The following is a 12,958-nucleotide window of genomic DNA, read 5'->3' on the forward strand; positions in this document are numbered from 1 at the left end:
ATTATTAATACAGTGTTAACTTCATGTTATTCCATTTTGCCACCGGTGGCAAGCTGGGATTTAAATCAACGGGAATCGCATAACTTGCACACACAATTAAAAGCCTGAAAAAGGAATAAAAATGAAGAGCATGAGATTAAGCGCGATCGCTGCGGCATTACTGGTAGCAATGCCAATTTATGCACAAACGGCCGATCCTGCACAGCCAAAGGTTGAAAATAATACACAAAAAACCACAACCAATGCTGAACAAGAACCAACCAAATCAGCACAAATTGTTGAAGACGATATAGAAATAATAGCTGTAACGGGTGTTTACCAAGCTGATTTAAAAGCACGCGCTATGGAACGTGACAGCAAAGCGTTTAGCTCTGTGATTGCCACCGATGACATGGGTAACTTTGTTGACCAAAATGTTGCTGAGTCACTGCGTCGGATCCCGGGTGTCACTTTAGAGCGCAGTGAAGGTGAAGGTAAATATATTGCAGTTCGGGGCTTAGGTCCTAAATTCGTTTCGGTAAGTATGAATGGTGCTGAGCTTTCCGGTGCAGGCGATGATCGTAAGATTGGTCTTGATGGCATCACCAGTGATTCTCTGGGTGCCATTGAAGTTTTTAAAACTCTCACACCCGATATGAACCTTAACTCTATTGGTGGCTCAGTTAATGTCAGAGCCATATCAGCTTATGACCGAGGTAAAAACACCTTAAAAATGAAGCTGCAAGATTCATACAGTGAACTCAGAGAAGAACACTCGCCGAAGTTTAGCCTTGATGGCACACAGTTATTTTTAGATGACAAAATCGGTGTTGGTTTTGCGCTTTCTTATGAAGATAGAAAAACTCAAGTAGATGAAGTACGCCATCATAGCACCCGTGAATTAAACTTCTTACAAGGTGGGATTGGTCTAAGTGAAGAGCAACTTAGCAATGCACCAGAAATATTAATTCCGGCACAACTAGAAAATCGCCGAGAAATCGCCGATAGAAAACGCTCCACCGCAACCCTCAATTTTGAATTTAAACCCTCAGAAGACAGTTTTTATTACTTACGTGGTAATTACTCTAATTACACTGATGGGGATATTGCACAACGTGAGTTTTACAACTTTTATAATGGCGATGAGGCCGATGAAGTTATCTATGTGAATGCAGAAACAAAAGAGTTTGCTCTGTCAGATGTGGATGTCTTCAACCAGTACTTTATTCAAGAAGGTGAAACCACTACGACTAATTTCAGTGTTGGTGGTGAAAACTATATCGCTGATTCATGGCGTGTCGATTATGAATTTGCTTACTCTAAAACTGAAGATAAATCAGTCGGGGATCGACGAGCCCAATTTCGTGAACGCGAAAATATCGTCTATGGTAAAGGCAGCAGAGACAACATTATCGCTAAAGTATTGACCCCTGCAGAAGCAGCAGCTCTGGGCGGGTTTGCCCTTAAAGATGACGAAGATGTATTTGCTGGTGAAGCCGATGGTGATATCAGCGATTTATCAAATATGGAATACGATAATCTGTTTATGGAAGACAGTACCCGTACAGATGAAATTACTAGCCTGAAGTTAAACTTACAAAAAGATTTTGATTACCAATACCTTAACTTTATTAAAGTTGGCGGTACTTATAATGAACGAGAGCATTACAATAATAAAGATCGCTGGAGTTATACCGTTAATAGCGCCGATTGCGGTGGCGACCAAACCTGTATGGATGTCGCAACATCAAATATCACTGATTATAATTACGCGGTGCCAGCAGGTGGTTTATTTACCTATCCATTTGTAAGCCAACAGGATGTTGAATACATTGTAAATTCTACAAAAATAACACGCGAAAGTGCCACCGGTGGCGAAGAGTCAATTGACAGTACCAAAGAAGATTACACGCTTACTGAAGACACTTATGCAGCTTTTATCATGGCTGAAATGCCACTTTCTGAGCAACTAACCGTGATCACCGGTGTACGCTATGCGCATACTGAGTTTTCTTCAACTGGTTTTATGTCGCTTGAAAACGATGACTGGGATTTTGGCAATGACAAAATGCTTGATTTAGCAATCCCATTACCTGAATCGTCAATTACCTATAGTGAGTTTTTCCCGAGTATTCATGTTCGCTATGAGCCTAGCGATCAAATTTTGGTACGTACTTCATTATGGACCAGTTACACCCGCCCTTCTTTTAAACAAGCTCGTGGTTTTGCTAAGTTTGATGACGACATAAGCTTATGCGATCCAACAACGAACGAATGTTACAGTTCGCCAGATGGGCAGAGCGCCATTGAACTTCAAGGTTATATTTTAGGACCCGATAACGCAGTACAAGTTGGTAATCCTAATCTAGTAGCCATGACATCTGACAACTTTGATGCATCATTTGGCTGGTATCCATCAAAAGAGTTATTTATGGAAGCAGCAGTATTTTACAAAAATATCGATAACTTCATCGTCGATGTCACCGGTATTCAAATGGGGATAGACGAATTACCACTGACTTTACCAGTTAATCAAGTGTCTGATTTTGCAATTCCACAAGATCTTGTTCTCAATCAGGTCGATATCACTTTAAACGGCGATAAAGCAACTGTTTATGGTATTGAATTGAGTTACAACCAGTTCTTTGAGAATGGTTTATTTTGGCAAAGTAATATGACATTTGTAAAAAGTGAAGCTGAGCTCGATGCCACTATTCGTCAAGATAAAATGCCACTGCCTGGTCAGGCTGACGTTACCGGTAATATTGCCGTGGGCTGGGAAGATGAGTCATTCTCGTTACGCCTAATTAGTAATTACCGCTCTGATATTCTTGAAGAAGTTGGCTCTTGCCCTGTGTCAGCGAATAAAGCCGATAGTCATACTTGCAAAACATGGGCTGATATTTACCAAGACGACATAATGACTTTTGATATAAAAGTAAAATACGACTTTTCAAAAAGCCTCAGCGTGTACTTTGATGCAATTAACCTAACCGACGAATCAGATCTACGTTACTTCACCGGTAATGAGCAATCTGGTGGCGAGATCCTCTACCAGCGTGAAGATTATGGCCGCACATTCCAGTTAGGTATGAATTATAAATTTTATTAACAATCAATGAAGTAATAAAAATCGTTAATTTCACACACAATTAACGCGTAGAAGACACGCTTTCATCCTTGGAGGGATGCATGAATAATACAATAAAAATACCATCATGTTTGCTGATCACCGCGATTTTAGCAGGCTGCGGTGAAGAAAGTTCTATTAATATAAAAGAAGCCCCGTTACCCGCTATCCAAGGGGTGTTTGTTGACAGCCCTGTTGCTGGTTTAACTTATAATAGCCCATCGGTTACTAATGGCGTAACCACAGCTGAAGGACAGTTTGATTACTTTAGGGGGGAAGCCGTCGTGTTTTCCATTGGTGAGCTTACCTTCCCCACGGTTGCCGCAGCAAATGTGCTTACCCCACTTGCTTTATTTTCAACAGATACCGTGTTTCACCCCGCTGTTATAAATAGCTTACGTTTATTGCAGTCACTCGATGTTGATGGCGATCCAAGTAATGGGATCACCATTAGCGCGCAAGCTGCGCAGGCAGCGCAGATGACGCTTAGTGAAGGACAAACAGTTACTGATTATTTTAGTAGCGACGAGTTTGAGGCGAACGTAAATGCATGGCTCGCTGATGCAGGCTCGGCTAACACAGCGTTAGTGCCTACTGATCAGGCCATTGTGCACTTTGTTGATTTTATTTTTAAGCAATACAACAGCACACAACCTTTAGCATTTAATACTGCCGATTTTAGCGGAACATTGTATAACCCGTTAGTACAAGGCAGTGAGGCAAGTATTGCACAGTTGATATTCACGCCCGTTGATGAAGCAAACCTTAGTGGAACATTCAGCCAAGTAGTGGATGGTAACAAAACAGTAACAGGCAATTATTCGTTTTTATTCGGTAACCGTGTACTTGCACTGACCTCAGTTGAGGGCGAGTCTGCTACCACTGAGTATATAATCTCTCGTTCGCATAATACGGTTAATAACACCTACAGTGTTTGTGCCACCAGCGATGCAAGCGCACTGGCAACACTGGTGCTTACTTGTGATAGTAATGATGATGCTAAAAACAATATTTTAGTGTTCTCCGAACAACAAGCTCAAGAAGAGTTAGTTAAACTCAATGATTTAGCACAGCAAGCTGGTTTAGCCTTAATTGAAGAGTTTGATACTGACACTGAAACATTTTTCTCATCGAGCTATAAAAGCTTATCGGATGAGCAAGGCAGCGGCCCGTTATATTTTAAAAGTGGCGGTAGTGCAAAAATTGACGATGTAGCAGGCCACCTAATTCTAGAAGGCGACCGTATTACAATCGGTAATACTCTGCCCGGCAAAGAATCAACAGCGACTGATAGCTCAGGTGTGGGGATTTATAATTTAAGCGAAGGGTTTACCATTAGCTTTGATGTTATTTCTCATAATAGTGCCGGTGGATTATCGCTGTATGTTGATAATAATACTGCCAGTCAAAGTAATTCAGTGCATGGTGGTGCTTCAAAGTTTTATGGTAAAGATATAAACGAAACCAACACCCCTGCAGGTAAAAAGTTCTCTTATACGTACATTCCAGGTGAAGATGTAAATACCGGCCCAGATCTAACTAATATCGATGCCCGTGGTATTTTAAATCCTGAGATTAAAAATTCATATTTCCAAATACGCACTGATTCAGCGGCAATGATTGTCATTGATAACTTAACCATTGAAACAGTTGCTACAGATGTGCCAGATGTTGAACCGCCAGTTGAGCCACCTGTTGAACCACCTGTTCAAGGTGAGATCCCAACAATAGAATTACCAATTATCACTGACTTTACCGCACTTACTGCGGATATTTTCTCTGTTGATCATCAAAAAGTTATTGATGCTAACGGCGATGAAATCCCCATGTTTAGCAAAACAGGCGGCTCAGTCACTGTGATTGATACTGGATTAGAACTCAATGGAGGACGTTTCACATTAGGTAACACCACACCAGGTATTGAAACAGCAGCAACGGATACCACCACCAGTGGAGCACTGGATTTGTCTCGTCCTTATCAAGTGGTGATGGATATTGTCAGTGTAAGTGACCCTGAAGGTGATAATAAATTCCAAATTTATGTGGATAACAACTCATCAAGCAGTTCTAAATCAATCCATGGTAATGACTCACGTTTTTATAATGAATTGATCAACTCGCTTACCCCTGGTCAAACTTTAACAGTACCCGGAAAGCTTGCGACTAAAAATTCATTTTTACAGTTACGTACCGAGACAGGCGGCACTGTGGTTATCAATAACCTCAGAGTTGAGTATGTTAAAGATCCATCTGTATTTAGCTGCACGGATGCACCTGAACTGTATTTTTGTGATGACTTTGCCAATGGCGATTTAAATAATTGGCAAATTTTAGCCAAGCCAGATAACACAGAAGCCCCAATGGGTGAGTTTGATGTACTCGACATTATGGGTAATAACATGATGCGATACACCGCAGGCGGTGCTGGTGGCGAGCTAATTTTAGCCACTGAAGAAGCTATGGCAAACGTACCTGCGACAGGTAACTACTTTGTTGAAGCGAAAATTCGCCCACGTCAGAACTCTACAACGGCCAATAAGCAGATCTTTTTGATGGCACGCTATTTAAATGCCGGTAATTGGTACGCCGGTGGCTTAAATGTGCAAAACTCATCAAGCAGTACGCAAGTGGAAGTTGCCGTTAGTAGCGAAGGATCAATTTCGCGTCCAGTGCAAACAAAATCACCAATCTTACTCGGTGAAAAAGGCGCTACAGAAGATGGCGTTTGGTACACCACTCGATTTGAGATGATTGATGATCAACTTACCGTATACTTAGATGGTGAGAAAATGGGCTCTGCGACTGATACCAGCTATACAGCTCGTGGCTTAATTGGTGTGTTTACGAATAATCGTTCGTTTGAAATTGATGATGTAAAAGTGGGCGACCCTAGCATCAAGCCAATTCAGTTAACCCTTGATTACAAAGAGCCTAATTGGGACACAAGTACCAGTATGGATCCATTGTTGATCAACGTTACAGCAATTAAAAACGACGGTATCACAGCCGACACCTACACGGTCACTTCAAGCAATGAAGCAGTGGTGAGCGTTGCAATCGATGGAAATGCGATCACCCTTACACCGATTGCTGCAGGCGATGCAACGGTCACATTTGTATCGGATTCAGACCCAAGTATTACGCGTACTATTAAAGTCTCTGTTGCAGAAGGCTTTGTTATGCCAACCGCTGACTATGGTGATTTAACAGATAAAGTGATGCCAGCGATTGCTAGCGATAGCCAATTTGTTGATACCCAGTTATCGATTACTTTTGATAACGCCCCTACGTTTGGTAGTTTAGGTGAAATACGTATTTATAAACAAAACGACAACACCCTTGTTGATACCCTCAAAGTTGGTAAAAATGTCGATGTGATTGGTTACACAGGCCAAGATAGATTGCGCTCTGTGTACTACTACCCGCTCACGATTGAAGGCAATACCTTAACCATTAAACCGCATAATAATGTGCTTGAATATGGCCATACTTATCGTGTTGTCATTGGTGATGACGTGGTACTAGGCGCACAACTAAACGGTGCTGATTTTATTGGCCTCGGTGATAATAGCCAATGGACGTTCACCACTAAAGTGACAACGCCGGCAAGCAATCAACTACTGGTTGATGATGACGGTGTAGCTGACTTTAGAACCGTGCAAGGTGCACTTAACTTTGCAATGGCAAGCCTTGCTAAAGATGAGCAAACTATCATTTCAGTCAAAGATGGGATCTACAACGAACTGCTGTTCTTACGTAATAAAAATAACGTAACAATACAAGGGCAAAGCCAAGACAATACCATTATTCAGTACGAAAACTACGAAACACTCAATGGTGGCTCAGGTGGCAGTGCGCCTATAGGTTCTGGCACACCGGGCGGCGGTCGTGGTGTATTCTTAGTTGAAGGTGCGGATATGTTAGTGATCAACAACCTAACATTGAAAAACACCCACTTGCGTAACAATGTTGATTCAAACCAAGCTGAAACTATTTACTTTAATAGTAATGGTCGTTTAGTGGCTAATAATGCCAGCTTTATTAGCGAACAAGATACCCTATTACTTAAAGGTTACACATGGTTTTACAATAGCTTAGTTGCAGGTAATGTTGACTTTATTTGGGGCTACCCGGTCACTGCATTATTTGAAGACAGTGAAATTCGCACCATTGGTGACTCCAAAGATGGAGATCCAACTAAAGACTCATCAGGTGGTTATGTGTTACAAGCCCGCGTACCTGTGCAAACAGATCCTGGCTTTATCTTCTTAAATAACCGCTTTACTCATGGCCCAGGACCAATTGGCAATGATGTGTTAGATAATTCAACCTATATTGCACGCAGTGGTGGCAGTGACACATATTTTGATAATGTTACTCTTATCAATAATAAATTTGATACTCACATTGCAACCTCAGGTTGGGCTGTGCAAGGAGTTAACAGTCAACCTGCACCAAATCCAGAAATTGCAACGGCTACCAGTGGCTGGCGCGAGTATGGCAGCATGGATTTAGCAGGTAATACCCTTGATTTAAGTGCCCGTGTTGGCGGTTACATTATGCAAGACAGCGACGTAGTTAACTTACTTGAGCGTAACGCTATTTTTGCAAGCTTTAATGATGGCCAAGGTTGGACACCTGAACCACTAGCTATCCCAATCTTGCCAGATGAGCCAATTGCAATAACACCGGTGAATAATAGTCTGGGTTTTGCTGGTTATAATTTTAACCTAACCGGTGGCGAAGGTGGAACAGTAGTGACCGTTGATAATGGCACAGCGCTTAAATCGGCTTTAGCACAAGCAAAATCATCAGGTGTTCCAGTGACTATTTATGTCGATGGTGTCATTACTGATGCAAACAGTGGCGGCGATAATTCTTCTATCGAAATTAAAGATATGGATAATATCTCAATCATTGGTGTGGCAGATCGTGGTGAGCTAAGTGGTATCGGCATTGCTATTCGTCGTGCTAATAACATCATTATCCAAAACTTAAAAATCCATGAAGTACTTACCGGCGGTAAAGATGGTATTTCGATTGAAGGTGATGAAAATAAACCTACCGCGAATATCTGGATTGATCATAACGAACTATATTCATCGTTAAATGTTGATCAAGATTATTATGATGGTTTAATCGATTCTAAATCGGGTGCTGAAAACATTACCATTTCATATAACTATATTCACGATAGCTGGAAAACGTCACTCCATGGTCACAGTGATGATGACTCGAGCAGCAACAAGAATCGTCATATTACCTTTCACCATAACCGCTTTGAAAACATCATATCGCGTGTTCCGTTGTTTAGATTTGGTCAAGGTCATCTCTTCAACAACTATTATAACAATATCACCTCTAGCGCGATTAACTCACGAATGGGCGCAGAGCTACATATTGAGAATAACTACTTTGAGCATACTAAAAATCCTGTGGTCTCTTTTTACTCAAAAGTAATTGGTTATTGGAATACCTCGGGTAACTACCTAGGTGAAGGTGTTACTTGGGGTGATGTGGCTGACGGCGATGTGGCTGCAGAGGTTACTGCTACTGGTATGACACCCACCAGCTCATACCAAGCACCTTATGAGTATAAGTTAACACCAGTAATGGATGTTAAAGCGCATGTTATTGCCCATGCCGGTATTGGTAAAACGGATCAAAGCGATTTAGACATCCCTGACATTGCAGCGCCAAGTGAGCCACCTGTGCAAGAGCCGCTTGGGTTACCCTTTACTGAAAATTTTGCTGCAGCGAATACGGACGAGTTTTTTAGTAATAGTTATCGTGACTTATCGGGCTTAGCTGGATCTGGTACGCCGCTGTTCCATCGTGTAACAGGCGCTATTGATGTATCAGCAGGCCAATTAACCATGACAGGGGCACGCATTAGTATAGCGAATACTACCCCTGCGGTTAGTACAACCTCAGCAGATGCAAGCACCACGGGGTTACTTGATTTAAGTAACAGTTATCAAGTGAGCTTTCAAGTCGCGGCTGTAGCAGGCAATACCGCAAAAAGCTTCCAAATATATGTAGATAACAACACCTCTGGTAGCGCTAATTCAATCCACGGTGGTTCATCGAAGTTCTACTCAGTACAGCTTCAAGACTTAGTCCCAGGTCAAACGTACACCGTCGATGGATTGGTAGCCACAGCTACCTCATTCATCACTCTCAGAACGGAAAGTGAAGCAACTATCACATTGGATGAAATAACCATCCAATAGTTGTAATGAGAGCAGCCAAGCGCTGCTTTCACACAATTTGATAGTTACCAATACCCTTGCCCCGCACAGCAAGGGTATTTTTTTATCCATATCATTCCTTTCTCTTTGCGCAACAAAATCTTCAAGTTAATAATTCACAAAGAGATTAACAGGCGCTGCGGTTAAAGAGCGAGGGCATGAAGTTAACGTTATTAAATTGAGTTAGTAATTTTTCAAGTACGACTGCATAGATGCAGGAGGTAGAGCAATGCAGGAGCAATTGCCAAGAACACCCTATCAAAATTCCTGCCTTGTTATCACTGTATTTATCTGTCGCTATAAATGGTCAGTAACTTAATACGATTGATATCAGCCGGGGCTTACAGCGCTCAAAATGTTCCAGATATTAAAAACGGGCGCTATGCATTTTATCCTTTAGGCAGCATATCGGCCGTTTCGTTTAACACCGATATTTCATGCTATTTTATCAAAGGTGCTCCTCAGATTTAATTAACTCATGAATTAAATCAAAAAAGTATTATTGGATTACGGATAGAAGTAAGCGCCCTACTGTCAGTAAGGCGCTTTGAATGTCTGTAACAAAAATATTATGAGGGGGGTTAATCGGTACTATTTAGCGCATCTGTTGGTAGATTCACGCTTCACTAAGTAAGGAGTGACTACGTCATCTAATTTAATTTTTTCACTTTGTGTCGATTGGCTTTTATTGATGAGTTTTTGTACCGCTAAACATGCCATGTTTTGTACAGGTCTTCGAATAGTCGTTAGCGATGGAATGATCCGTGAAGCCAAAATATTATCATCAAAACCTGCTACTGATAGCTGTTCTGGTACTTTGATATTTAAATTACTGGCAACCCGTAATACCCCCGCCGCCATTTCGTCGTTGTTAGCAACAATGGCCGTTGGTCTTGGTTCAGTGCTTAACAACGTCATAGCGCATTCAATACCACTTTCGTAACTATTTTTGCCTTCAATAATACGATTTCCAGGCAGTTGCACATTACATTGTTGCAGTTCGGCTAAAAAGCCGGCTAAGCGTTCAATTGAAGAACGATAAACCTGCGGTCCAGAAATAAAACCAATGTCTTTATGGCCAAGTTCAACCAAGTAGCTGGCCATTTCTTTCATTGCTGCGCGTTCGTCTGAGACCACAATGTTATCAGCATCATCTAAATCTACCGATGCTAAGCGCACATAAGGACAACCTGCTTCACGAATTGCTGCAGCTAACTCTTTGTTTTCAGATACTGGCGGTAAAATAATCACGCCATCAAGTTTAGAGCGAGAGATAAATGACAGGCAATCGTCAATAAATTCAGCACTTTTAGAGTAACTAGGATGAACAACCAATTCATAGCCAAGTTCAGAGCAGACGCTTAATGCACCTCGTTGCACCTGATCAATATACAATGCATCGGGGTTATCATAAATTAAACCTAATAAGTAAGAACGACTTGATGCCAGCCCCCGTGCTTGTTTGTCAGGAGAAAAACCAACTTCGCTGATAATTTTAAGCACTCGCTCCCGCGTCGCTTCACCCACAGCGGGAGAACGGTTGATCACACGTGAAACTGTGCGCTTTGAAACACCGCACAGCTTAGCTACATCATTAATCGTTACTGACATAAAAGTTCCTATTTAGGATGATTGCAAAGTTTAACACTAACCGTAGATCCATAGAAGTAGTTAGTCAGCTCTTGTTATACATTGACTACTTTGATTTAAAAGAAAAATGGAGCTGTAGAGCTCCATCACAGATTTGTTTGATTAAGTTAACCTAAACGCTGACAAATAAATTATCCTAAGTTCAGGTTAGTTACTCGATTAAACCAAATAAACGCGGTAACGTTTCACTGATTGCCGGTACATATGTGACCAACATCAAGACTAAAAACATCACAGCATACAGCGGCATCATTGGCTTAATTATTTTATGTAACGATGTTTTCGCCACCGCACAACTGACAAACAGCACACTCCCAACTGGCGGAGACACCAAGCCAATTGATAAGTTTAATACAATCATAATACCAAATTGAATCGGCGACATACCAAATTGCTCAGCTACCGGTAAAAAGATCGGTGTAAAAATCAATACCGCAGGTGTCATATCAATAAACGCGCCAACCAAAATTAAAATCAGATTGATCAACAACAAGATTAAAATCGGATTATCACTGAGTGTTAAAAAGAACTCACTGACCAGCTGTGGAATATGTGTGTATGACAATAACCACGACATGCCCGATGACGCGGCAATGATCAGCATTACAATAGCCGTTGTTTCACAAGCTTTTAGTAATATAGCGGGCATTTCAGCTATATTGATTTCTTTGTAGATAAATACCGACAGTACTAAAGCATAAATAACGGCAATAGCGCCTGCTTCAGTTGCGGTAAATACACCGCCAATAATGCCGCCAATAACAATAAAAATAAGCAATAAGCTTGGCAAAGCTGCGAGTATTTTTTTCATCACAATGTTAAATGGCAGTCTTGCTGTTACAGGGTAATTGTTGCGAATAGAGTAAATAGCGCAAACAATCATCAACGCCAGCCCCACTAAAATTCCCGGTAAGTAGCCGGCAATAAATAATGCCGCAATCGACACCCCACCACTGGCGATGGCATAGATAATTAAAATATTACTCGGTGGTATTAACATGCCCGTAGTCGCTGCACTTGCGGTAACCGCCGCAGCAAAACTGGCACTGTAACCATGTTTTTTCATTTCTGGCACCATAAAACTACCAATCGCCGATGTGGCTGCAACGGCAGATCCTGATATTGCACCAAATAACATGCACGACATTACATTTACTAGTGCCAAGCCGCCGGGTAAAAAGCCTATCATCGCCATAGCACATTCAATCAGCCGTTTAGCAATGCCGCCTTGACCCATTATCAATCCAGACAAGATAAAAAATGGGATTGCCAATAATGCGAAACTATCAATGCCACCGGCCATTTGCTGGGCTATGGTCGTGGTGGCAGGCGTAAAATCAATGTGCATTAATAGCGCTGCTAATGTTGATAGCGCAATACACAAAGAAATAGGTACATTAATAAACAATAAAGCAAAAAAGCAAATAATTAAAACGATGGCTGTTAAGTCCATTACGCTTCCTCCGTGAATGTTTGCTGTGCATAATTGATCAGGTTTTCAATGCAATTAATCACAATCAACACCCCGCTTAGCGGTAAAACGACATACACATAACCCATGTTGATCTCAAGCGCCGCTGAGGTTTGCTTTAATTCAAAGCTCAACATCATCAATTGGCTGCCACCATAAACTAAAATACTTAATGCTGTGATCAGCACGCAGATTTCGATTAAAAATGAACACTTATACCTAAGTGACGGGATCATTTTTTGATAAAACAGATCAAGTCCTAAATGTGCTTTAGTGCGATACGCGTAAGATGCGCCCAATACCCCAATCCAAATCAGTATAAAACGCGCTAACTCTTCGGTGTATGAGCTCGGTGCACGTAAAATAAACCGTGAAAAAACTTGCCAACAAACAACGGTTACTATCGCTATCATGGCCAAAATAAGTAATCGCTCTATGATGCGATTTAAGTGTGTGTTTAGATGTCGCATTGTTTGC

Annotated in this window: 5 protein-coding genes; 2 read left to right on the forward strand and 3 right to left on the reverse strand. The window is 41.4% G+C overall.

The features are described from left to right. Window positions 1–121: 121 nt before the first annotated feature. Both H5162_RS16680 and H5162_RS16685 read left to right on the forward strand, forming a co-directional pair. Window positions 122–3,091 (forward strand): TonB-dependent receptor, encoded by a 2,970-nt coding sequence (locus H5162_RS16680; RefSeq protein ID WP_182735175.1) that lies wholly within the window; start codon window positions 122–124, stop codon window positions 3,089–3,091. Window positions 3,092–3,171: 80 nt separating this feature from the next. Continuing rightward, entirely contained in the window at window positions 3,172–9,342 is a 6,171-nt protein-coding gene (locus H5162_RS16685) for a pectinesterase family protein (protein ID WP_182779026.1), read from the forward strand. 609 nt (window positions 9,343–9,951) lie between these two features. Here H5162_RS16685 and H5162_RS16690 read toward each other — a convergent pair. The 3 genes from H5162_RS16690 to H5162_RS16700 form a co-directional block, all read right to left on the reverse strand. Beyond that, window positions 9,952–10,971, reverse strand: a complete 1,020-nt coding sequence (locus H5162_RS16690; protein ID WP_145239108.1) for a LacI family DNA-binding transcriptional regulator — start codon at window positions 10,969–10,971, stop codon at window positions 9,952–9,954. A 190-nt stretch (window positions 10,972–11,161) separates the two neighbouring features. After that, window positions 11,162–12,463, reverse strand: coding sequence for a TRAP transporter large permease (locus tag H5162_RS16695; protein ID WP_165742666.1), 1,302 nt, complete (start codon window positions 12,461–12,463; stop codon window positions 11,162–11,164). Next, entirely contained in the window at window positions 12,463–12,951 is a 489-nt protein-coding gene (locus tag H5162_RS16700) for a TRAP transporter small permease (protein ID WP_182735177.1), read from the reverse strand. Before H5162_RS16700 ends, H5162_RS16695 begins: the two co-directional genes overlap by 1 nt. Window positions 12,952–12,958: the final 7 nt, after the last annotated feature.

The sequence above is a fragment of the Pseudoalteromonas sp. SR41-8 genome (assembly GCF_014163915.1).
GTDB classification, from domain to species: Bacteria; Pseudomonadota; Gammaproteobacteria; order Enterobacterales; family Alteromonadaceae; genus Pseudoalteromonas; species Pseudoalteromonas rhizosphaerae.

Bases quoted from the DNA above. Each gene is read 5' to 3' on its own strand.
- H5162_RS16680 (WP_182735175.1), top strand. From the start codon at position 122: ATGAAGAGCATGAGATTAAGCGCGATCGCTGCGGCATTACTGGTAGCA.
- H5162_RS16700 (WP_182735177.1), bottom strand. From the start codon at position 12,951: ATGCGACATCTAAACACACACTTAAATCGCATCATAGAGCGATTACTT.
- H5162_RS16695 (WP_165742666.1), bottom strand. From the start codon at position 12,463: ATGGACTTAACAGCCATCGTTTTAATTATTTGCTTTTTTGCTTTATTG.
- H5162_RS16685 (WP_182779026.1), top strand. From the start codon at position 3,172: ATGAATAATACAATAAAAATACCATCATGTTTGCTGATCACCGCGATT.
- H5162_RS16690 (WP_145239108.1), bottom strand. From the start codon at position 10,971: ATGTCAGTAACGATTAATGATGTAGCTAAGCTGTGCGGTGTTTCAAAG.